Origin of the sequence: Simplicispira psychrophila DSM 11588 (assembly GCF_000688255.1) — a bacterium.
Lineage (GTDB): Bacteria > Pseudomonadota > Gammaproteobacteria > Burkholderiales > Burkholderiaceae_C > Simplicispira > Simplicispira psychrophila.
Window position 1 is genome coordinate 176,801 of record NZ_JHYS01000005.1, and the last position, 20,459, is coordinate 197,259.

22 protein-coding genes are annotated in these 20,459 nt (G+C 63.9%); 8 read left to right on the plus strand and 14 right to left on the minus strand.

The genetic code is table 11. The annotated features are described in order from the left end of the window. Nucleotides 1-8: 8 nt before the first annotated feature. Genes Q390_RS0107370 through Q390_RS0107400 form a run of 7 tightly spaced genes read right to left on the minus strand, consistent with a single transcriptional unit; the run spans nucleotide 9 to nucleotide 7,093 of the window. Nucleotides 9-647 carry a 2-hydroxychromene-2-carboxylate isomerase gene (locus tag Q390_RS0107370; RefSeq protein ID WP_027995477.1) on the minus strand — a complete coding sequence of 213 codons (639 nt, stop codon included), beginning with the start codon at nucleotides 645-647 and terminating at the stop codon, nucleotides 9-11. Continuing rightward, complete coding sequence (locus Q390_RS0107375) at nucleotides 644-925, minus strand: DUF1289 domain-containing protein (RefSeq protein ID WP_027995478.1); 282 nt, start codon at nucleotides 923-925, stop codon at nucleotides 644-646. Before Q390_RS0107375 ends, Q390_RS0107370 begins: the two co-directional genes overlap by 4 nt. 20 nt (nucleotides 926-945) lie before the next feature. Further along, nucleotides 946-1,860, minus strand: coding sequence for a hydroxymethylglutaryl-CoA lyase (locus Q390_RS0107380; protein ID WP_027995479.1), 915 nt, complete (start codon nucleotides 1,858-1,860; stop codon nucleotides 946-948). 20 nt (nucleotides 1,861-1,880) lie between these two features. Continuing rightward, a complete protein-coding gene (locus Q390_RS0107385) occupies nucleotides 1,881-3,902 on the minus strand; it encodes an acetyl/propionyl/methylcrotonyl-CoA carboxylase subunit alpha (protein ID WP_027995480.1) in 2,022 nt (673 codons plus the stop codon). Next, nucleotides 3,903-4,622, minus strand: coding sequence for a DUF4126 domain-containing protein (locus Q390_RS0107390; RefSeq protein ID WP_027995481.1), 720 nt, complete (start codon nucleotides 4,620-4,622; stop codon nucleotides 3,903-3,905). Between the two features lie 49 nt (nucleotides 4,623-4,671). Beyond that, nucleotides 4,672-5,466, minus strand: a complete 795-nt coding sequence (locus Q390_RS0107395; protein ID WP_027995482.1) for an enoyl-CoA hydratase/isomerase family protein — start codon at nucleotides 5,464-5,466, stop codon at nucleotides 4,672-4,674. Between the two features lie 19 nt (nucleotides 5,467-5,485). Continuing rightward, complete coding sequence (locus Q390_RS0107400; protein ID WP_027995483.1) at nucleotides 5,486-7,093, minus strand: carboxyl transferase domain-containing protein; 1,608 nt, start codon at nucleotides 7,091-7,093, stop codon at nucleotides 5,486-5,488. Nucleotides 7,094-7,258: 165 nt separating this feature from the next. Between Q390_RS0107400 and Q390_RS0107405 the strand changes: the two genes are divergently transcribed. Beyond that, entirely contained in the window at nucleotides 7,259-8,326 is a 1,068-nt protein-coding gene (locus Q390_RS0107405) for an AraC family transcriptional regulator (RefSeq protein ID WP_037472422.1), read from the plus strand. Between the two features lie 60 nt (nucleotides 8,327-8,386). Here Q390_RS0107405 and Q390_RS0107410 read toward each other — a convergent pair whose 3' ends face one another. The 6 genes from Q390_RS0107410 to cobA all read right to left on the minus strand — a co-directional run bounded on the left by Q390_RS0107410 (nucleotide 8,387) and on the right by cobA (nucleotide 12,026). Then, nucleotides 8,387-8,896 carry a GNAT family N-acetyltransferase gene (locus tag Q390_RS0107410; RefSeq protein ID WP_027995485.1) on the minus strand — a complete coding sequence of 170 codons (510 nt, stop codon included), beginning with the start codon at nucleotides 8,894-8,896 and terminating at the stop codon, nucleotides 8,387-8,389. Next, complete coding sequence (locus Q390_RS0107415) at nucleotides 8,893-9,186, minus strand: type II toxin-antitoxin system TacA family antitoxin (RefSeq protein ID WP_027995486.1); 294 nt, start codon at nucleotides 9,184-9,186, stop codon at nucleotides 8,893-8,895. The genes Q390_RS0107410 and Q390_RS0107415 overlap by 4 nt, the downstream gene beginning before the upstream one ends. A 73-nt stretch (nucleotides 9,187-9,259) precedes the next feature. Beyond that, nucleotides 9,260-9,961: a DUF4197 domain-containing protein gene (locus Q390_RS0107420; protein WP_027995487.1), complete on the minus strand. Its 702-nt coding sequence runs from the start codon at nucleotides 9,959-9,961 to the stop codon at nucleotides 9,260-9,262. 41 nt (nucleotides 9,962-10,002) lie between these two features. Beyond that, a complete protein-coding gene (locus Q390_RS0107425; protein ID WP_027995488.1) occupies nucleotides 10,003-10,668 on the minus strand; it encodes an HAD family hydrolase in 666 nt (221 codons plus the stop codon). Nucleotides 10,669-10,727: 59 nt separating this feature from the next. After that, complete coding sequence (locus Q390_RS0107430) at nucleotides 10,728-11,147, minus strand: YchJ family protein (RefSeq protein WP_027995489.1); 420 nt, start codon at nucleotides 11,145-11,147, stop codon at nucleotides 10,728-10,730. 39 nt (nucleotides 11,148-11,186) lie between these two features. Beyond that, a complete protein-coding gene (gene cobA, locus Q390_RS0107435) occupies nucleotides 11,187-12,026 on the minus strand; it encodes a uroporphyrinogen-III C-methyltransferase (RefSeq protein WP_027995490.1) in 840 nt (279 codons plus the stop codon). 199 nt (nucleotides 12,027-12,225) lie between these two features. Here cobA and Q390_RS0107440 point away from each other — a divergent pair, with 199 nt between their 5' ends. The 7 genes from Q390_RS0107440 to Q390_RS0107470 are packed head-to-tail and all read left to right on the plus strand — an operon-like array spanning nucleotide 12,226 to nucleotide 18,775. Continuing rightward, nucleotides 12,226-12,618, plus strand: a complete 393-nt coding sequence (locus Q390_RS0107440; protein WP_037472486.1) for a c-type cytochrome — start codon at nucleotides 12,226-12,228, stop codon at nucleotides 12,616-12,618. Beyond that, entirely contained in the window at nucleotides 12,615-13,838 is a 1,224-nt protein-coding gene (locus Q390_RS0107445; protein ID WP_027995492.1) for a cytochrome D1 domain-containing protein, read from the plus strand. Before Q390_RS0107440 ends, Q390_RS0107445 begins: the two co-directional genes overlap by 4 nt. Nucleotides 13,839-13,840: 2 nt before the next feature. Further along, nucleotides 13,841-14,902, plus strand: coding sequence for a siroheme decarboxylase subunit beta (gene ahbB, locus Q390_RS17900; protein ID WP_051603107.1), 1,062 nt, complete (start codon nucleotides 13,841-13,843; stop codon nucleotides 14,900-14,902). Next, nucleotides 14,886-15,356, plus strand: a complete 471-nt coding sequence (locus tag Q390_RS0107455) for an Lrp/AsnC family transcriptional regulator (protein ID WP_027995493.1) — start codon at nucleotides 14,886-14,888, stop codon at nucleotides 15,354-15,356. Before ahbB (Q390_RS17900) ends, Q390_RS0107455 begins: the two co-directional genes overlap by 17 nt. Beyond that, on the plus strand, nucleotides 15,343-15,858 hold the full coding sequence (gene ahbB, locus Q390_RS0107460; RefSeq protein WP_027995494.1) for a siroheme decarboxylase subunit beta: 516 nt from the start codon (nucleotides 15,343-15,345) through the stop codon (nucleotides 15,856-15,858). The genes Q390_RS0107455 and ahbB (Q390_RS0107460) overlap by 14 nt, the downstream gene beginning before the upstream one ends. Before the next feature lie 3 nt (nucleotides 15,859-15,861). Further along, nucleotides 15,862-17,121, plus strand: a complete 1,260-nt coding sequence (gene nirJ, locus Q390_RS0107465; protein ID WP_027995495.1) for a heme d1 biosynthesis radical SAM protein NirJ — start codon at nucleotides 15,862-15,864, stop codon at nucleotides 17,119-17,121. After that, nucleotides 17,114-18,775, plus strand: coding sequence for a nitrite reductase (locus Q390_RS0107470; RefSeq protein WP_037472425.1), 1,662 nt, complete (start codon nucleotides 17,114-17,116; stop codon nucleotides 18,773-18,775). Before nirJ ends, Q390_RS0107470 begins: the two co-directional genes overlap by 8 nt. A 75-nt stretch (nucleotides 18,776-18,850) precedes the next feature. Here Q390_RS0107470 and Q390_RS17905 read toward each other — a convergent pair whose 3' ends face one another. Further along, nucleotides 18,851-20,413, minus strand: a complete 1,563-nt coding sequence (locus tag Q390_RS17905; protein WP_037472427.1) for a methyl-accepting chemotaxis protein — start codon at nucleotides 20,411-20,413, stop codon at nucleotides 18,851-18,853. Nucleotides 20,414-20,459: the final 46 nt, after the last annotated feature.

Genomic DNA, 20,459 nt, shown 5'->3' on the forward strand with positions numbered 1-20,459 from the left:
CGCCCCATTCAACCCGGCAGTCCTTGCACCACGCTTGCAGCAGTGGCTCCTTCGGTAGCAAACCACGCATCACCTTGCAGATAAGCGCGCAGCATCGGCAGGCTGTCCAGGCCCCAAAACAACCGGTCATCGACGGCAAATGCCGGCACGCCAAACACGCCGCGCGCCGCCGCTGCATCGGTGTTGGCGCGCAGCAGTGCTTTGACCGCATCGCTGTCGCTGCCCGGCTGCCGCTGCGCTGCCAGTTCCAGCTCCAAGGCCTCCAGCCGAGGCACGTCCAGCGCACCCTGCCCGCCGACCCACACGTGGCGCAGCAGCGTCTCAGCGACAAAGCGGTTGATGCGGCCATCACTGCTGCAAGCCAGCGCTTGGCGCAGCAGCACCAGCGGGTTAAACGGGTGCTGCGTCGGCATTTGCAGCGGCACGCCGAGCTGGTGGCCCAGCCACAGGACATGGCGATAGGTCCAGTCGCGCTTGGGCGCAATGCCCGCCGGCCCGGGGTTGCCGTGCTGCTGCAGCAGCGCGCCCAGCAATACCGGGCGGTATTCGACGCTGTAGCTCAGTCCATCCAACTCCTCGGGCAGGCGCTGAAACGCCAGCCAGGCATAGGGCGAGACAAAATCGAGATAGAACGTGATGTGCTTCATGGCTGCACAGCTTCTTGAGCGGCTGGTGCAGGCGGAAATACCATCCCCGCGCGCTCGGCCAGTTGCGCCCAAATGGACAAACGCTGCGCCGCATCGGCACCCGCCCAAGCCCGAATCTCGGGGATGGAACGAAAGCAGCCCTCGCAGTAGCTGCGGTCTTGGTTCATCTTGCAGACCGAAATGCACGGCGAGGGGATGTCTTCGTCCGAGTTTTGGTCAAAATAGCCCGCAGCGCACAGCAGGCTTGCGCGAGCAGCTATAGGTTTAATAGTATCCATAGCCCTATTCTCGCCTCGACTCAGCCAGCGCGCTTATTCAGAATCGCCATGGCCGCACGCGAGTGGGGTTTACGTCCCAGAAAATCGCTGATGTAGGCGCCGGCGTCGATCAACTTGTCCAGATCAATGCCGGTCTCTATGCCCATGCCGTGCAGCATGTAAACCATGTCTTCCGTCGCCACATTACCGGTGGCGCCTTTGGCGTAAGGACAGCCGCCCAAACCAGCGACGGAAGATTGGAAATTCCACACCCCCAGCTCCAGCGCCGCCAAGGTGTTGGACAGCGCTTGGCCGTAGGTGTCGTGAAAGTGGCCAGAGATGGCGTCGATGGGGTAGTGCTGCAAAGTGGCTTCCATCGCCGCCTGAATTTTGCGCGGCGTGCCGACACCAATGGTGTCGGCCACGTCCACGCGCTGCACCCCAATTTGCTTCAGCAAACCAGCCAAATAGGCCACGCGCTCGGGCGCAATCTCACCCTCATACGGGCAACCGACGGTGCAGCTCATGGCGGCGCGCACCGCAATACCGGCGGCCAGCGCGGCTTCGACCACGGGGGCAAAGCGCTCGATGCTCTCGGCAATGCTGCAATTGATATTCTTTTGGCTGAAGGCTTCACTGGCCGCGCCAAACACGACGATTTCGTCCGGTGTGTCTTGCAGCGCGGCTTGAAAGCCTTGCAAATTGGGCGTCAGCACTGAATAGCGCACGCCAGCACGCCTCGCCATGCCTTGCATCACTGCATGGTTGTCGGCCATTTGCGGCACCCATTTGGGCGAGACGTAGCTGGTGACTTCAATCTCTTGCAGACCGGCGTCTTGCAGGCGCTGCACCAAGCCGATTTTGACGTCGGCTGGCACCGGCGTTTTTTCGTTTTGCAGCCCGTCACGCGGGCCAACGTCGATGATGCGGACGCGGGCAGGGAGGTTCAATGCCATGTTCTTAGCTCCATTCACACTCAGGCAGCGGCAGTGGCCAGCGTCAACGTCAGGAGCTCAGCGCCTTCGGTCACCTGGTCGCCGGGGGCGTACAGCAACTCGGCCACCACGCCATCGGCGGGTGCGGCAATGGTGTGCTCCATCTTCATGGCTTCCATCACCGCCAGCGGCTGCCCCTTGGTGACGGTATCGCCGGCCTTGACAGCAAACGACACCACCTTGCCCGGCATCGGCGCGGTCAGGCGACCGCCTTCGGCCGGTGCTTCGCCGGAGTGCGCCAACAGGTCGATTTCGATGATGTCGGTCGCGCCGTGGGCGGCAAAGATGTATTGCGCCTCGCCTTGGGAATACACGCTGACCCCTTGGCGCTGGCCGGCAAATTGCAGGTCGATGCACTGGGCGCCTTGCGACTGGAATGCCAGCACGCCAGCCACTTGCGCCTCGCCCTCACCCACCGACAAATGCAGCGCGCCGTCATGTTGGTAGGTCAGCAGCGCTTGCGCCGGCACGCCGTGGAAGTCAAAGGCAAAGCGGCGCTGCACCACACCGTGCGAGCGCCAGCCATCGCGGCGGCTGAACGGATCGTTGCCAGCGGCTGCGGCTTCGGTCAGCAGCGTTTGCGCCACGGCCGAGGCTACCGCCAGCGGCAGACCGACTGGCTCTTGGTCAAACAAACGGTCAGCTTCGCGTGGAATCAAACCCGTGTCCAAGTCGGCCTTGGCAAACGAGGGCGTCGCAGCCACGCGGCGCAAAAACTGCACGTTGGTCGGCAAACCGACAATGTGCGTCTGCGCCAGCGTGGCATCCAAACGTGCCAGCGCCTGCTCGCGTGTATCGCCGTGGACGATGACTTTGGCCACCATCGAATCGTAAAACGGGCTGATGGCATCGCCTTGGCGCACGCCGGAATCGACGCGCACCACGCCGCGCTCAAAGGTCACGCACTCGGGCAGGCCATAGACGTGCAGCGTGCCAGTGGCGGGCAGGAAGTTGTTGTCCGGGTTCTCGGCGCAAATGCGCGCTTCGATGGCGTGGCCGATGATGCGCAGCTCGTCTTGGCGGCGCGGCAGTGGCTGGCCGCTGGCCACGCGCAGTTGCCATTCGACCAAGTCTTCGCCGGTGATGGCTTCGGTGACCGGGTGCTCGACTTGCAGGCGGGTGTTCATCTCCATGAAGAAGAAGGTCATCTCGCCGCCATCGCGCTGCTCAACGATGAATTCGACCGTGCCGGCGCCAACGTAGTTGACGGCGCGGGCAGCGGCCACAGCGGCCTCGCCCATTTGCTGGCGCATTTCGGGGGTCATGCCGGGGGCGGGGGCTTCTTCCAGCACCTTTTGGTGGCGGCGCTGCACTGAGCAATCGCGCTCAAACAAATAAACGTAGTTGCCCAGTGTGTCGCCAAACACCTGGATTTCAATGTGGCGCGGGCGCTGCACGTACTTTTCAATCAGCACCGCATCGTCGCCAAAGCTGTTGATGGCTTCGCGCTGGCACGAGGCCAAGGCGGCGGCAAAGTCTTCGGATTTTTCGACGATACGCATTCCCTTGCCGCCACCGCCAGCGCTGGCTTTGATCAGCGCCGGGTAGCCAATGCGGTCGGCTTCGCGTTGCAGCAGCGCCGGGTCTTGGTCCGCGCCGTGGTAGCCGGGCACCAAGCGCACACCGGCTTTTTCCATCAATTGCTTGGATTCAGACTTCAAGCCCATCGCCAAGATGGCTGAGGCGGGGGGGCCGATAAACACCAAACCCGCGTCCGCGCAGGCTTGGGCAAATGCGTCGTTCTCACTCAAAAAACCGTAGCCGGGGTGGATGGCCTGCGCGCCGGTGGCTTTAGCGGCTTCGATGATGGCCTGCCAGCGCAGGTAGCTCTCCTTGGGTGCGCTGCCACCGATATGCACGGCCTCGTCGCAGACGGCGACGTGCTTGGCATGGGCGTCCGCATCGGAATACACGGCCACGGTCTTGATGCCCATGCGGCGGGCAGTAGCAGCCACACGGCAGGCAATTTCACCGCGGTTGGCAATCAGGATTTTGTTAAACATTTAAACCACCTTGGCAGAGCCAGAGAAAAGAGAAGAAGTGCGCCGCAACACTGCGCGCAAGAATTTAAATAACATCACCAGCAGCAGCGCTGACAGCAGCAACATCACCAGCAGCGCCACGCCAAACCACAGCGGGTGCTGCGTTGCCAGCCAGACCACGGCGACCACCAAACCATCCTCGAACAGCGACACCAGCCCGTTGGAAAACGGCTCGGGCGAGGTGTTCACCGCCGCGCGCGTTGCCATCTTGGTGGCCAGCGAAGTAGCAGCCAGCGAGCCGCCCAGCAGCCCCGCCACCACGCCCATGGTGGCGTTGTCGGCACCAAACACGCCCGCCGCCAGCAGCGCACCGCCGGGGATGCGGATAAAGGCGTGCACGGTGTCCCACGCGCTGTCGAGCAGCGGCACTTTGTCGGCAAAAAACTCCACCGACAGCATGAAACCGCTGACCAACAACACCGCCGGGTGCTGCAACACCTGTAAACCCAGCGGCAGCGCCAGCCAGTCCAGCGCGCCCATGCCGCCGACCAAAAACACCACCGCATATAACCGAAAGCCACTCGCCCAACCCAGCGCTGCTGCCAGCGCCAGCAAGGCCGGCATATCTAGCTTTTGCGTCACCTGCGCTGCGCCCTCGGCCACGCCCTGCGCTACGCCGGCATCCACGTGCAGACCGGCGCGGTGCAGCCATTGAACGAATTGCAGCCAAAGGGTGTCCACGGGTCGGCTCCACGGTGGGGTTAACGGCGAGGTTTAGCGCTAGGCCAGATCAGCCCAGCAACCACGCCGGCTTGCGCTTGTTCAAAAAGGACTGCACGCCCTCCTTGCCCTCGGCGCTGGCGCGGATGTCGGCAATGCCTTCGACGGTGGCGGCAATCAGCCCGGCGTTGATTTCGCGCTCCGCCACATCCAGCACCAGCTTTTTGCAGGCGCGCACGGCGTTCGGGCTGGCGCTGATCAGCGCTTTCAGCAGCTCATCGACCTTGGCATCCAACGCGTCCGCTGCCACCAGCGCATGGACGAAGCCGATGCGCAGTGCCTCGGGCGCATCAAAGCGCTCCGCCGTCAAAAAGTAGCGGTGCGCGGCGCGGGCACCCATGGCGCGGATGACGTACGGGCTGATGGTGGCCGGAATCAGCCCCAGCTTGACTTCGCTCAGGCAAAAACCAGCCGTGTCCACACTGACCGCCATGTCGCAGGCAGCCACCAAGCCCATGCCACCGGCATACACATCGCCCTGCACACGGGCAATGGTCGGCTTGGGGCACGCGTAAATCACGCGCAGCATCTCGGCCAGCTTGCCGGCGTCGCTGATGTTTTCGTCGCGCGTGTAGTCCGCCATGCGCCGCATCCAGTTCAGATTGGCACCGGCGCAAAACGCGGGCCCTTCGGCGGCCAACACCACGGCGCGCACTTCGGGGCGCGCGCCGACTTCCAAAAAGGCGGCGGTGATTTCGGCAATCACCACGTCACTGAAGGCGTTGCGCACCTCCGGCTGGGTCAGGGTGATGCGGGCGACTGAGCCGCCGTAGCTGTCGTAGTTAATAGAAAGGGCTGTGCTCATAGTGCTCATCACCTTTGGTTTACATGCGGAACAGGCCGAATTGGGTGTCTTCAATCGGTGCGTTGCGCGCCGCCGACAAGCCCAGCGCCAGCACGCGGCGCGTGTCAGCCGGGTCGATGACGCCGTCATCCCACAGGCGCGCGCTGGCGTAGTAGGGGTGGCCTTGGTCTTCGTACTGGCGGCGAATCGGCGCTTTGAAGGCTTCTTCTTCCTCCATGCTCCACTGGCCGCCCTTGGCTTCGATACCGTCGCGCTTCACGGTGGCCAGCACGCCAGCGGCTTGGTCGCCGCCCATCACCGAGATGCGCGCGTTCGGCCACATCCACAAGAAGCGCGGCGAGAAGCCCCGGCCGCACATACCGTAGTTGCCCGCGCCAAAACTGCCGCCAATGATGATGGTGAACTTGGGCACCTTGGCCGTCGCCACCGCCGTGACCATCTTCGCGCCGTTGCGCGCAATGCCTTCGTTCTCGTACTTGCGCCCGACCATAAAGCCGGTGATGTTCTGCAAGAACACCAGCGGAATCTTGCGCTGGCAGCACAGCTCGATAAAGTGCGTCGCCTTCAAGGCCGACTCGCTGAACAAGATGCCGTTGTTGGCAATGATGCCGACAGCCATGCCTTCGATGCGGGCAAAGCCAGTCACCAGCGTGGTGCCGTAGCGCGACTTGAACTCGTCAAACTCGCTGCCATCAACGATGCGGGCGATGATTTCGCGCACGTCAAACGGCTTGCGCGTATCGACCGGAATCACGCCATACAGCTCTTCTGCTGCAAAAAGCGGAGCTACTGGCGCACTGTCGGCGGGGGCTGGCGCCTTGTTGTTGTTCAAATTGCGAATCGCGGTGCGCGCCAATTGCAGCGCGTGCATGTCGTTCTGCGCCAAATGGTCGGCCACGCCAGACAAGCGCGTGTGCACATCGCCACCGCCCAAGTCTTCCGCCGTCACCACTTCGCCGGTAGCGGCTTTGACCAGCGGCGGGCCACCCAAGAAGATGGTGCCTTGGTTCTTGACGATGATGGATTCATCGCTCATCGCCGGCACATACGCGCCGCCGGCGGTGCAACTGCCCATGACCACGGCAATTTGCGCAATGCCCATGGAGCTCATCTGCGCTTGGTTGTAGAAGATGCGGCCAAAGTGGTCGCGGTCGGGAAAGACTTCGTCTTGATTCGGCAAGTTAGCGCCGCCCGAATCGACCAAGTAAATGCACGGCAGGTGGTTTTGCTGCGCCACTTCTTGCGCCCGCAAATGCTTTTTGACGGTGAGCGGGTAGTAGGTGCCGCCCTTCACCGTGGCGTCGTTGCAGACAATCATGCAATCAATGCCACTGACGCGGCCAATGCCGGCAATCAGGCCGGCGCCGGGCGCGGCGTTGTCGTACATGTTCAGCGCGGCCAGCGGGGACAGCTCCAAAAACGGCGTGCCGGGGTCAAGCAACATTTGCACCCGGTCGCGCGGCAGCAGCTTGCCGCGTGCGAGGTGCTTGGCGCGGGCCGCTTCGCCGCCGCCTTCAAAGATCTTGGCGATTTGCGCCTTCAGGTCATCGACCACAGTGCGCATGGCCTGGACGTTGGCTAAAAAATCAGCCGAGCGGGCATTCAATTGGGTAGGCAAAACGGGCATGGAGGTCTTTCCTGAAGCACGAAAAATAGGGGGGTAGACACTCGTGCGCAGCAGCACGGTTCTTCTCTGAAGAATACGCGCCCCGGCGGTGATAAGGTAGCCACTGTGGTTGCAAATGGCGCCACCTTCTGCGCTCTCGCACCCCTCTTTTGCCCAAGGCCAGTCATGCCCTCACGCACCGTCCTCAGCGCTCCCCTTCCCGCCCTCACGCCCCAAGCTCCTGCCGCTACGCCGATGGCGTTTGTGTTGGCCATCGTGCAGGCCTGCGAAAGCGCTGGTGTGGCCCCGCAGCCGCTGCTGCAACAGGCACAAATTGCGCCAGACACGGTGGCAAACCCCGAGGCCCGCGTCACCGCGTGGCAATTCGAGCGCCTCTCGGGGCTGGCGATGCAGGCACTGGACGACGAAGCGCTGGGCTGGTTCAGCCGGCGCCTGCCGTGGGGCAGCTACGGCATGTTGGCGCGCGCGTCCATCAGCGCGCCGCATTTGCAGTTGGCGATTGCCCGCTGGTGCCGCCACCACGGCCTGCTGACGCAAGACATCACGCTGGCGCTGGCGGTGCGCGGCGAGATGGCCGAAATCACCGTCACCGAGCACCGCGACTTGGGGCCGCTGCGCGAGTTTTGTTTGGTCTCGGTGCTGCGCAACATCCACGGGCTGGCGTGCTGGTGGATTGATTCGCGCATCCCGCTGCAAGGCGCGCAGTTTCCGTTTGCCGCGCCGGCGCACCACGGGGCGTACAGCGTGCTGTTTTCTGGCAGTACCCGTTTTGGCACCAGCCCGGCGACGCTGCGTTTTGATGCGCGTTATCTGGCGCTGCCGCTGCAACGCGACGAAGCCGCGCTGTGCCAAATGCTAGAGCGCGCTCTACCGCTCACCGTGCTGCAATACCGGCGCGACCGCCTGCTGGTGCAGCGCGTGCGCCAAGCGCTGGCCAGCGCCCCCGGCGCTGCCCACAGCGCCGACGCCCTGGCCGAGCGCCTGCACCTGTCACCGCGCACATTGCACCGCCAGCTGAAAGAAGAAGGTGCCTCGCTGCAAGCACTGAAAGACGAAGTGCGCCGCGAACGCGCCATCGCCCTGCTGCACCGCACCGACCGCGCCATCAAACAAGTGGCGCACGAGGCCGGTTTTAGCAACGACAAAAGCTTTATCCGCGCCTTTCGCGGCTGGACAGGGCAGTCGCCAGCGGAATTCAGGCGCAATGCGCGGGTGGGGCAAGTCAGTAGCTAATCAAAAATAATAGCTGCTAGCGCACGTATTTAAAGGGCTAGAGGCCAATTTTGCTTGAAATCAATGCTCTACAGCACTCAAAAACCGCCGCGCGTCCTTCAGCAGCAACAACCATTGCTGCTCTCGCAACGGCGAAGCGATAAAACCAAAGCGGGCATAAAAACGCGCCGCTTCCTCGTCCAGTGGATGAGTCAGCATCGCGCGGATGCCGGCCTGTTCGGCAATCAACACGGTGCGCCGAATGGCGTCTTGCAACAGACCAAAGCCAATGCCGCGCCCTTGGTCGGACTGCGACACGGCCAACCGCGCCAAAATTACCACCGGCAGCGGATATTGACCCATGCCTTTGCGGATGCGGTCGGGTGCATCAAAGGTGTCGATTTGGCCTACGGTCAGGCTGAAATAGCCCACCACGCGCTCGCCCGCAGTCGCCACAAAAGTCTTGGCCGAGCCACTGCTTTGCGCCTGCCGTGCGTGGCGCAGCAGCCAATCGGTCAACGCTGGTTTACCGCAGTCAAAGCCTTCCAGCCGATGCTGTGGCCCCAGCGGCTGCGGAGCGCCCCAACTCACGCTGCATCCCAAGGGGCTTTGCGCGAGAACAAATCGCGCAGCCCTTCATTGGGCTGCTCAGGCTGGTCTAGCAAATCCATCAAGGCTTGGTACTGGTCGCCCGACACCATGAACAGGCGCTGATCCAGCAGGGTTTGTTCCGCGGCCTGACACGCACTGTCGAGAATGAAATCGGTCAGCGACTTGCGCGCCACCTCGGCAGCGCGGCGCAGCACCGCCTCTTGCTCGACAGTGGCGCGCAGGCCAAAACGCGCGGAACGGGAGGTGGAGAATGGAGCGGCGACGGTCATGGGGCACCTCAATATATTGGATTAACAGGCCTGATGTTAGTACAAGTGGCGTACAAACTCACCCGAAAATCCCTTACTTCAACGACCCAAACACCTTCTGCAACAGTGCACTGCCTGCGGCGGCGGGATTTTGGCGCAGTTTGCGTTCTTCTTCGCCAATCACCGTGAACAGGCCGTCCAGCGTTTTGCTGGTGACGTAGTCCTCGATACGCACATCTTCCTTCTTCACCAAGCCAAAACCAGCGGCTTTTCCGGCGAAGGCGTTGTACTGCTGCGCCAAGCCGACTTGGCTGGTGGCTTGCGTCACCACCGGCAAGAATTTCTCGCCCAACGGCACGCGGGTTTTGCTGGAGAAAAAATCCGTCACCGAAGTGTCGCCGCCGGTCAGGATGTTTTTGGCGTCGGTGATGCTCATGCTTTGCACAGCGCCAATCAGCAGGTCTTTGCCCATCGGCACCGCCATTTCAGCAGCACGGTTGAGGGAGGTCTCCAGCTCTTCAATACGCTTGCCTTGGCCAAAACGCTTCATCAGCTTGGCGGCATCTGCGAGATAGCCCGGCAGCGGAATCCGCACACTCGGATTGTTCAAAAATCCGCCCGACTGACCCAGCATGCCAACGGCAGCAATGGCACCTTGCTCTAGCGCCGCTTTCACGCCGCTGCTGGCGTCGGCATTGCTCAAGCCGGACAACGACAGGGCGCGTGCCTGGGTGGCCGCCAACAGCAAAGCGCCAAATGTACCGATGCCTGCCAGGGTGAAGTCGCGTCGTTGCATGAAAATCCTTGGGTAGAGAGAAATGAGCGCGCCAGTGTGCATCAGCCGGCCAGCAACGCCGGCAACTCGGCCATGTCGGAAAACACCTGTACCACGCCGGCGGCCCGCAGCGCCTCAGCGCTGCTGTGGCCGGGGCCGCCAGGGGCGTAGCCGAAGACGATGGCGCCAGCGTCCAAGCCCGCGCGCACGCCGGTCACGCTGTCTTCGACCACCGCGCAGCGCTGCGGCGTGATACCCAACGCAGCGGCCGCGGCCAGATACACGTCGGGCGCGGGCTTGGTGCGCGCCAACTCTTGGCCGCTGAAAATGCGCCCGTCAAAAAAGGGCAGCAACCCGACTTTGGCCAGTTGCAGCGTGACCTTGGCGCGGTCAGCACCCGAGGCGCAGGCAATGCGCCCATCCAGTTGCACATGCAGGGTACTGACGGCCGTGTGTGCGCCATCGATGATTTGCAAATGCTGCTGCAAAGCCTGGTTGCGGCGTGCATAAAACACGGCCATCCAGTCTTCCGTCAACGGCCGGCCGGTATGGAATTCGATGGCCGCGCGCTCGTCGCGCACTGCCTTGCCCAAAAACCGTGCCAGGCAGTCCTGCATCGACATGACCCAGCCGGCCTCGCCCAACATGGCGTGCAAGACGCCTTGGGTGAGCAGTTCACTATCGACCAGCACGCCGTCGCAGTCAAATAAAACAGCATCAAATTTCATAGCTTATAGCGCTTATCAGGCAATGGTTTGAAGCCATTTTGGCTATAAATTAACCGTGATCAACACCCATCCCCATCGACGTAATACCAGCGCCCGTCTTCGCAGACAAAGTGGCTGTTCTCGTGCAAGCGCACCGCCCGGCCGGCGACGCGGTAGCGGGCAACGAATTCAACTTCGGCATGGGTGGCATCGAGTACACGGCGGCGGCGCACTTCCAAACCGAGCCACTGCGCGCCGGGCTCAAAGTCCAGCGCGGCCGGACGCTGCGGCGCGTGCCAAGTGGCGAGCAGGTAATTGCGCCGCTGCAGCACAAAGGCGCTGTAGCGCGAGCGCATCAGCTGCTCGGCGTCGGGCGCCGGAGTGCTGTCAAAGTGCTCCAGATAGCGGCCGCAGCAGTCGGCCAGCGCCAGCGGCTGGCGCCGGAGGGACAGCCGTCCACAAGGACAAGGAAGAGAACGGTCACAAGGAAGAACAGACATGGCGCCACGATTGTCGATGATGGCGGTACCAGCGGCGTGTCAGGCGCCGCCTCCCAGCGCCGCGCCGACACCGATGCGCGCGTGCAGCGCCACAGTGTCGCCAATCATGATGAGCGCCGGCGGACTGACCTGGTGCTCTACGCTCAAGGCGGGCAAGGTTTGCAGCGTGCCAAAGATGCTGCGCTGCTGCGGCCAGGTAGCGCGCTCGATCAGCGCGGCCGGGGTGTCGGGCGACAGGCCGTGCTCGATCAGCTTGCTGCAAATCACCCCCAGCGTGCCGATGCCCATGTAGATCACCACCGTCTGGCGCGGCCGCGCCAGCGCTTCCCAGTCCAACTCGACGGTGCGCGCTTCGCCCTCGCCCTGCAGGTGGCCAGTGGCCAGCACCAGCATGCCGGCATGGTCGCGGTGCGTCAAAGGAATGCCGACGGCGGCTGCGGCACCTTGGGCGGCGCTGATGCCGGGGATGGTGTCACAGGCAATGCCGGCGGCAGCCAGGGCCTCGGCCTCTTCGCCGCCCCGGCCAAAAATGTACGGGTCACCCCCCTTGAGGCGCACCAGCGACTTGCCCTGCTGGGCCAGCCGGACCATCAGTTCAATGATGCCCTCCTGGGGCAAGGTATGGTTGCTGCTTTTCTTGCCGACATAGATCCGCTCGGCATCCACCGGCACATGCGCCAGCACCTCCGGGGAAACCAAGTTGTCATACAGCACCACGCGTGCGCTGGCCAGGACGCGCGCGGCCTTGAGGGTGAGGAGTTCGGCATCGCCTGGGCCGGCGCCCACCAGCGTGACGCGGCCCCACGGTGCAGGCGCGGCAACGGGGCCCGGTGTGCTGCAAGACGGGGCGCCAGGTGCGGCGGAAACATCGGTGGTCATGAAAACTCCTGGATCATCGAAACGGTGGGTGAGGTCAGATTGTCAAAACAGCGGGGGGCATCGTCCTTGATACGGATCAAGGACAGGCAGGTGCCCTGCGGCAAAGATGCAGAGTATGAGAATGTTTTCAGCTTCTCCCTACCGCCCTCTGTTGAAATTTTCTTTTCTACGCTGCCGCTACTCCTCTTTTTTCTGCACCATGGCACTTCCGCTCCCTCCCTCCTCCTTGCGCAGCGTCTGGCTGAGCGCGGCGCTGGCGCTGCTGGCTGGCAGCGCCTTGGCACAAACCTCCAGCCCGACAACCACCCCGCCCACGCCCGAGCGCCAACAAGCATTGGTGCGCATGGTGCGCCAAGACTGCGGCTCCTGCCACGGCCTGTACCTGACCGGTGGCCTCGGCCCAGCGTTGACACCCGAGGCGCTGGCCGATAAACCGCTGGATTCGATGGTCGCCACCATCTACGGCGGCCGCCCCGGCACGCCGATGGCGCCGTGGAAAGCCATGCTCAGCGAGGCCGAAGCCCGCTGGATCACTGAACAGCTGTTTGCGGGGTTTCCCTCCTCCGCGCCCCCTCCGAAAGCACCCCAATGAAACGTCGCCAAAGCCTTGCCCTGATGGGCGCCTGTTTGGGCGCTTCCACCCTGACGCTGGCGGGCTGCGCCAGCGCTCCCGCCGCACCAGCCAGCGCGGCGCCAGCCGGGCTGCTGCGCGGCACCGGCGATTTAGGCGTGGTGGTGGCCCGTGCCACCGGCACGCTGGCCATCGTCAGCACCAGCGAGCGCGCGCTGCTGGCGCAGGTGACCGGCTTGGGCGATTTGTCGCACGCCTCGGTGGTGTTCTCGCGCGACGCGCGTTACGCCTATGTGTTTGGCCGCGATGGCGCGCTGACCAAGGTCGATATCCTGACCCAGCAAATCGTCGCCCGCGTGGTGCAGGCCGGCAACTCGATTGGCGGTGCCATCAGCAACGATGGCACGCTGGTGGTGGCGCAAAACTACACGCCTGGCGGCATCAAGGTGTTTGACGCAGCCACGCTGACGCTGCTGGCCGACGTGCCGGCAGAATACGCCCCCGGCCAGCGCTCGCGCGTGGTCGGTCTGGCGGATTTGCCGGGGCGGCGCTTTGTGTACAGCCTGTTTGACGCTGGTGAGATCTGGATCAGCGACTTCTCCAATCCGGCGCAACCCATCACGACCAAAATCAAGAACATTGGCCGCCAACCCTACGACGCACTGGTCACGCCCAATGGCCGGCACTACATTGCTGGCCTGTTTGGCGAAGACGGTTTGGCAATGGTCGATTTGTGGGACGAAAACCCCAAAGTGCGCCGCATTTTGGGCGGCTATGGACGCGGCCAAGAGCCGCTGCCGGTCTACAAAATGCCGCATCTGCGTGGCTGGGCCGTCGCTGGGCGCCGGGCTTATTTGCCCGCCATTGGCCGCCACGAGGTGCTGGTGGTGGACACCGACACTTGGCAAGAAGTCGGCCGCATCCCGGTCGCTGGCCAGCCGGTGTTTGTCATGGCGCGGCCCGACGGGCGCCAGGTGTGGGTGAATTTTTCCGTACCCGACTACCACCGCGTGCAGGTTATCGACACCACCACCCAGGCCATCGTGCGCACGCTGGAGCCCGGCAAAGCGGTGCTGCACATGGAGTTCACGCCGCGCGGCGAAGCGGTGTGGATCAGTGCGCGCGACGACAACCGGGTCAGCGTCATCGACACGCAGAGTTTTGCCACCACGGCGACGATGACGGTGGACTCGCCCAGCGGCATCTTCTTCACCTCACGCGCTGCGCGCATGGGGTTTTGACCATGCCAGCCGCTGTCCTACCTACCCCTCACAGCCTGCCGGCGCTAGAGCTGGCGCTGCTCAACCCGTGGCAACGCGGTTTTCCGCTGGTGCGCGCGCCATTCCAGCAGATTGCCCACCAAGCGGGCATGGAGTTAGACGCAGTGCTGGCCGGCTACGCCCAATTGCAGGCCAGCGGCGCCCTCAGCCGCATTGGCGGCGTGTTTGCCGGCCATGCCGGCGGCGCCGCACTGCTGGCTGCCATGGCGGTGCCGCCCGAGCGCCTGCACGCCGTCGCCGCGCAGGTCTCGGCCCACCCTGGCGTGAACCACAACTACGAGCGCGAGCACCACTACAACCTGTGGTTTGTCATGACCGGGCAGGACGACGCCGCCGTGCGCGCGGCGATGCAGTCGCTGGAAGAGGCCACCGGCCTGCCCGCGCTGCAACTGCGCATGGAGCGCGCCTACCGCATCGACCTCGGGTTTGACCTGCGCCAGCGCACTGCGCCCGTGCCGATGGCAGCGGCACCGGTGCGCAGCGCGGTGCCGATTGCTGCCGCTGACCGGCCACTGGCCGCGCTGCTGGAGGCCGGCGTGCCACTGGAGCCGCAGCCGTTCGACCGTTGGGCCGAGAGGCTGGGCCGCACGCCAGACGACATACTGCACACCTTGCAACAGTGGCTGGACAACGGCACGCTGCGCCGTTTGGGCGCCATCGTGCGCCACCATGAGCTGGGCTTTGACGCCAACGCCATGACGGTGTTTGACGTGCCCGACAGCGCTGTCGATGCCTGCGGCGAGCTGCTGGCGCGCGAACCCGGCGTGACGCTGGCCTATAAGCGCACGCCTGCTGCCGGCTGGCCGTACAACCTGTACTGCATGGTGCACGGGCGCGACCGCGCGGCGGTGCTGGCGGTGATCGAGCGGGTGACGGCCCTCAGTGGACTGGCGCATTACCCGCGCCAGACGCTGTTCTCGCGCCAACGCTTCAAGCAAACCGGGCCACGGCGTTTTCGGGCGCTGCCAGCCACGTCCACCCCTACTGCTAACGCCACGGAGGAGGCCCATGCTCTCAGCCTTTGATGCCCGCCTGCTAGAGCGCCTGCACGGCGATCTGCCGCTCACTGATACGCCGTTTGCCGATGTCGCTGCCGAACTGGGCAGCAGCGAAGCGGTGGTGCTGGAGCGCCTGCAAACGCTGCTGGCCGATGGCACGCTGACGCGCTTTGGCCCGCTGTTCCAGATTGAGCGCGCCGGTGGCCTGTTTGTGCTGGCCGCGATGGATGTGCCGGAAGATCGCTATGCCGCGGTCACTGCCCAGGTCAACGCCTTGCCCGAAGTGGCACATAACTACCGCCGTGAGCACGCGCTGAACATGTGGTTTGTGCTGGGCACCGAAACCCCCGCCGCCGCCGCCGCCGCCATTGAGCGCATCGAAGCCGACACTGGTTTGCCGGTGCTGGCCTTCCCCAAAGAACGTGAGTTTTTTGTCGAACTCAAACTGCCGCTGACCGGAGGTGCCCATGGCGCTGGATGACTTTGACCGCGCCTTGATCGCTGCCACCCAGCGCGGCCTGCCGCTGGTGCCACGCCCTTACGACGCGGTCGGCGCGCAATTGGGCGTTTCGGGCGCGCAGGTGCGCGAGCGTCTGGCGCAGTTGCTGGACACCGGGCTGGTGCGCCGCATCGGTGCCGTGCCCAACCACTACCGCCTCGGCTTTGTCGCCAACGGCATGAGCGTCTGGAACGTGGACGACGACCAAGTGGATGCGCTGGGCGAGCGTATCGGCCAAATCCCCGGTGTCAGCCACTGCTACCGCCGCCCGCGCCGCTTGCCGGCGTGGCCGTACAACCTGTTTGCCATGCTGCACGGGCGCACGCGCGCCGAAGTCGAGCAACAGGCGGTGCAACTAGCGCAGCTGCTGGGCAGCGCCTGCCACGGCCACGACATTTTGTATTCGACCGCCATCCTGAAGAAAACCGGCTTGCGGCTGAACACCCCCACCGTCCCAACGACACCCCACACCTCAGAAAGCTGAACCATGTTCCGCATCAGTCAATACATGCGCGAGCTCGCGCAAGCCGAAAAAACCGGCCACTACCCGCAAGCCGTGCACGCCCGCCGTGGCAGCGGCGGCGCGCCCGGCCCGGTGGTCATCTGGAACCTGATCCGCCGCTGCAACCTGACCTGCAAGCACTGCTACGCACTGTCGGCCGACCACGACTACGAAGGCGAACTCTCCACCGACGAAGTGTTTGGCGTGATGGACGATCTCAAGGGCTACCGCGTACCGGTGCTGATCCTCTCGGGCGGCGAACCGTTGATGCGGCCCGACATCTTCGAGATTGCCGAGCGCGCCAAGGCGATGAAGTTCTACACCGGCCTGTCCACCAACGGCACGCTGATCGACGAAGCTATGGCGGATCGCGTGGCGGCGACCGGTTTTGACTACGTCGGCATCAGCCTGGACGGACTGCAGCCGACGCACGACAAATTTCGCCGGCTGGACGGCGCCTTTGAGCGCAGCTTAGCCGCCGTGCGCCACCTGCACGCACGCAGTGTGAAGGTGGGACTGCGCTTCACCATGACCGCGATGAACGCACACGACCTGCCGGCGCTGCTCGATTTGATGCGCGCCGAGGAATGCGACAAGTTCTATTTTTCGCACCTGAACTACGCCGGGCGCGGCAACATCCACCGCGGGAAAGACGCGCAGTTCCAGTCCACGCGCGATGCGCTGGATTTGCTGTTTGAACGCGCCTGGCAGTCGGCGCTGGAAGGCCGTACCGAGGACTACGTCACCGGCAACAACGACGCCGATGCGGCCTACCTGCTGCAATGGGTGCAGGCGCGGATGCCGCAATGGCTGGCACCGCTGCGCGAGCGGCTGGTCGCTTGGGGCGGCAATTCGAGTGGCGTCAATGTCGCCAACATCGACAACCTCGGCACCGTGCACCCCGACACCATGTGGTGGCACCACGACCTGGGCAATGTGCGCCAGCGGCCGTTCTCGGCGATTTGGTCCGACACCTCCGAGCCACTGATGGCCGGCCTGAAGGCCAAACCGCGCCCGGTTGGCGGGCGCTGCGCACCATGCCAGTACTTTGACCTGTGCGGCGGCAACACCCGTGTGCGCGCGCAGCAACTCACCGGCGATGCTTGGGCGGAAGACCCCGGCTGCTATCTGCGCGACGACGAAATTGGCCTGGCCGCCGGCAGCGATGCCGAGCGCGTGGCGCTGACGCCGTTCAGCACCCGCCGGCGCACCATCGACATCCACCACGAGACTGAAAATGCGTAAACCCTTCCCCTTACGCCGCCTGCTGGCGGACGCTGGCAAACTGGCCCTGGGCGCCGGCCTGCTCTGGATGGGCGTAGATCTGGCCCAGGCGCAAACGCCGGCCACCCCACCCGCCGTGGTGGCCGCAGCGCCCGAAAGCAGCGCCACCCTCGACGCCGCCGCCCTCTACGGCCAGCACTGCGCCAGCTGCCACGGCGCCACGCGCACCGGCGGCATGGGCCCAGCGCTGTTGCCCGAGAGCCTGGAGCGCCTGCGCCGCCCCGAAGCCTTGCGCGTGGTGAAAGAAGGCCGCACTGCCACCCAGATGGCCGGTTTTGCACACACCCTGTCCAGCGCTGAAATCACCGCGCTGACCAATTGGATCTACCAGCCCGTCACGCCCGCCCCCGGCTGGAGCGATGCCGAGGTGCGCGCCTCGCGCGTGGAAACGGCCGGCGCCAAAGACCTGCCGGCACGCCCAACCTGGAAGGCCGACCCGATGAACATCTTCCTGGTGGTCGAAGGCGGCGACCACCATGTCTCGGTGCTGGACGGCGACCGCTTTGAAGTCATCCACCGCTTTGCCAGCCGCTACGCCCTGCACGGCGGCCCCAAGTTCACACCCGAGGGGCGCTATGTGTTCTTTGGCTCGCGTGACGGCTGGATCACCAAGTACGACCTGTGGAACCTGACCATCGTCGCCGAGGTGCGCGCTGGTTTGAACATGCGCAACGTCGCCGTCAGCGGCGATGGCCGGTGGGTGATGGCGGCCAACTACCTGCCGCGCACCGCCATGCTGTTTGATGCCGACCTGAACCTGGTCAAGCGCTTTGACGCCACCACGCAGGACGGCAAAGAGTCCTCGCGCGTTTCGGCGGTGTATGACGCGGCGCCGCGCCAGAGCTTTGTTGTGGCGCTGAAAGACATCCCGCAGGTTTGGGAGATTTCGTACAACCCACGGGTCGAGCCGATCTACGACGGCTTGGTGCACGACTACCGCTTGGGGGAAGGCATTCCTACCCCCGGTTTTCACGGCGTGCGCCGCACCAAACTAGAAGAGCCGCTGGACGACTTTTTCTTTGATCAGGAATACACCCATGTGCTGGGCTCCACGCGGCCCAAAACCGGCGCTGGAGCCGGCACGCCGACCGCACAGGTGGTCAACCTGGATGTACGGCGCAAGATTGCCGAACTGCCCATTGCCGGCATGCCGCACTTGGGCTCGGGCATCACCTTTGCCTGGAACGGCACCACGGTGCTGGCCAGCCCGAACCTGAAGGACGGTGCCATCGATGTGATCGACATGAAGACCTGGAAAATCGTCAAAACCATTCCGACTCCCGGCCCGGGATTTTTCATGCGCAGCCATGAAAACACGCCCTACGCCTGGGCCGATTCAATGATGAGCCCGACCTCGAAGGACACGCTGACGCTGATCGACAAGAAGACGCTGGAGCCGGTGGCCACGCTGCGCGAACCTGGCCGCACCCTGGCACACACGGAGTTCACCAAGGACGGCCGCTACGCCCTGGTCAGTGTCTGGGAAATGGACGGCGCGGTCATTGTGTTTGACACCCAAACGCTCAAGGAGGTCAAGCGCCTGCCCATGAGCAAGCCGGTCGGCAAATACAACGTCTGGAACAAGATCACGCGCTCGGAAGGCACATCACACTGAGCAGCCTTGTTTTACGCATGAAATAGGCCTCAAACCCTTATAGGGCCTGCGCTTTCAGCTATTGATTTCATATTTTTAAGACCTCGCCTGCTGCTGCTCAGCGCTCAGATGGAAGGTGGACACCACCTGTTTGAGCGCCTGTGCCTGCTGCTGCAACGAGGCCGCAGCGGTGGCAGCTTCTTCGACCAGCGCGGCGTTTTGTTGCGTGCTCTGATCCATTTGCAGCACGGCCTGGTTGACCTGCTCGATACCGTCGGTCTGCTCGCGCCCGGCCTGGCTGATTTCTTCAATCATGGTCGAGACCCGCAGCACGCTGTCCACCACCGCCTGCATCGTCTCCCCGGCTTCCTGCGCCAGTTGCGCACCGGCCTTGACCTCGTTGGCCGAGTTGCCAATCAGCATCTTGATCTCTTTGGCGGCGGCCGAGGAGCGCTGCGCCAGATTGCGCACTTCCGTCGCCACCACGGCAAAACCTCGCCCTTGCTCGCCCGCGCGTGCGGCTTCGACGGCCGCGTTGAGCGCCAGAATATTGGTCTGAAAGGCGATGCCCTCGATCACCCCGGTGATGTCCGAAACCTTGCGCGAGGAAGCATTGATCGAGTCCATGGTGTGGACCACCTTGGCCACCACCGCCCCACCCTGGCGCGCCACGTCCGAGGCGGAGTGCGCCAGCACGCTGGCTTGGCGCGCGTGGTCGGCGTTTTGCTTGATGTTCGAGGTCATCTGCTCCATCGATGCGGCCGTTTCTTCCAGCGCGCTGGCTTGCTGCTCGGTGCGCGCCGACAAGTCGTGGTTGCCCGCGGCAATCTGTTGTGACGCCGTGGCAATGTGTTCGGTGCCGTCGCGCACCTGCTCGACGATGTGGTGCAGGCTGTCACGCATGGCGCGGATGTCCAGCATCAGGCTGGACTGGTCGCCCGGATGGGTGCTGACCTGCACCGCCAGGTCGCCCTGCGCAATGCGGCGCGCAATGCGGCGCGCATAAGCGGGCTCGCCGCCCAACTGCTGCAACAAGTTGCGCGAAATCAGTGTGCCCACCGCCAGCAGCACCGCGCCCAGCACCAGCGCCAGCAGGCCAAAGCCGCGCGCGCGTTGCCAGATGACGACGTCCACGGTATCGACATACACGCCCGAGCCAATCACCCAGCCCCAAGGCGCAAAGCCTTTGACATAGGAAGTTTTTTCTACTGGCGTCTCGCTGCCCGGCTTGGGCCACAGGTACGGAACAATGCCGGCGCCACTGGCTTCGACGGTGCGCACAAAGTCGACAAACAGCGGCTTACCGTTGGGGTCCTTGCTGGCGCTGAGGTCTTTACCGATGAGGTCGGGGCGGATCGGGTGCATCACCATGCGCACCTGCATATCGTTGACCCAGACATATTCGTTGCCGCTGTAGCGTACGGCTTCGAGCGCAGCGAGGGCGCTTTTTTGAGCCTGCTCGTCGGTCATCACGCCTTTTTGGCCCAAGGCATGAAAGTGCGCGACAACCTCATGCGCCGCCTCCACCACTTGGCGCACGCCGGCCTGGCGCTCCTCCAGAATCAGTTGGCGCTCGGAGACCAGAAACCATCCGGTCAGCACCACAATGCCGAGCAGCGCACTCAGAACCAGAAGCGCCAATTTTCTTGCAGTCGTCATAAAAACTTCCTTGGGTCGGTACGCACCCCCGTGAAGCTGCAATACA

Coding starts and splice junctions, on each gene's coding strand:
- Q390_RS0107370 (WP_027995477.1), bottom strand. CDS start 647: ATGAAGCACATCACGTTCTATCTCGATTTTGTCTCGCCCTATGCCTGG.
- Q390_RS0107375 (WP_027995478.1), bottom strand. CDS start 925: ATGGATACTATTAAACCTATAGCTGCTCGCGCAAGCCTGCTGTGCGCT.
- Q390_RS0107380 (WP_027995479.1), bottom strand. CDS start 1,860: ATGGCATTGAACCTCCCTGCCCGCGTCCGCATCATCGACGTTGGCCCG.
- Q390_RS0107385 (WP_027995480.1), bottom strand. CDS start 3,902: ATGTTTAACAAAATCCTGATTGCCAACCGCGGTGAAATTGCCTGCCGT.
- Q390_RS0107395 (WP_027995482.1), bottom strand. CDS start 5,466: ATGAGCACAGCCCTTTCTATTAACTACGACAGCTACGGCGGCTCAGTC.
- Q390_RS0107400 (WP_027995483.1), bottom strand. CDS start 7,093: ATGCCCGTTTTGCCTACCCAATTGAATGCCCGCTCGGCTGATTTTTTA.
- Q390_RS0107405 (WP_037472422.1), top strand. CDS start 7,259: ATGCCCTCACGCACCGTCCTCAGCGCTCCCCTTCCCGCCCTCACGCCC.
- Q390_RS0107415 (WP_027995486.1), bottom strand. CDS start 9,186: ATGACCGTCGCCGCTCCATTCTCCACCTCCCGTTCCGCGCGTTTTGGC.
- Q390_RS0107420 (WP_027995487.1), bottom strand. CDS start 9,961: ATGCAACGACGCGACTTCACCCTGGCAGGCATCGGTACATTTGGCGCT.
- Q390_RS0107425 (WP_027995488.1), bottom strand. CDS start 10,668: ATGAAATTTGATGCTGTTTTATTTGACTGCGACGGCGTGCTGGTCGAT.
- Q390_RS0107430 (WP_027995489.1), bottom strand. CDS start 11,147: ATGTCTGTTCTTCCTTGTGACCGTTCTCTTCCTTGTCCTTGTGGACGG.
- cobA (WP_027995490.1), bottom strand. CDS start 12,026: ATGACCACCGATGTTTCCGCCGCACCTGGCGCCCCGTCTTGCAGCACA.
- Q390_RS0107440 (WP_037472486.1), top strand. CDS start 12,226: ATGGCACTTCCGCTCCCTCCCTCCTCCTTGCGCAGCGTCTGGCTGAGC.
- Q390_RS0107445 (WP_027995492.1), top strand. CDS start 12,615: ATGAAACGTCGCCAAAGCCTTGCCCTGATGGGCGCCTGTTTGGGCGCT.
- ahbB (WP_051603107.1), top strand. CDS start 13,841: ATGCCAGCCGCTGTCCTACCTACCCCTCACAGCCTGCCGGCGCTAGAG.
- Q390_RS0107455 (WP_027995493.1), top strand. CDS start 14,886: ATGCTCTCAGCCTTTGATGCCCGCCTGCTAGAGCGCCTGCACGGCGAT.
- ahbB (WP_027995494.1), top strand. CDS start 15,343: ATGGCGCTGGATGACTTTGACCGCGCCTTGATCGCTGCCACCCAGCGC.
- nirJ (WP_027995495.1), top strand. CDS start 15,862: ATGTTCCGCATCAGTCAATACATGCGCGAGCTCGCGCAAGCCGAAAAA.
- Q390_RS0107470 (WP_037472425.1), top strand. CDS start 17,114: ATGCGTAAACCCTTCCCCTTACGCCGCCTGCTGGCGGACGCTGGCAAA.
- Q390_RS17905 (WP_037472427.1), bottom strand. CDS start 20,413: ATGACGACTGCAAGAAAATTGGCGCTTCTGGTTCTGAGTGCGCTGCTC.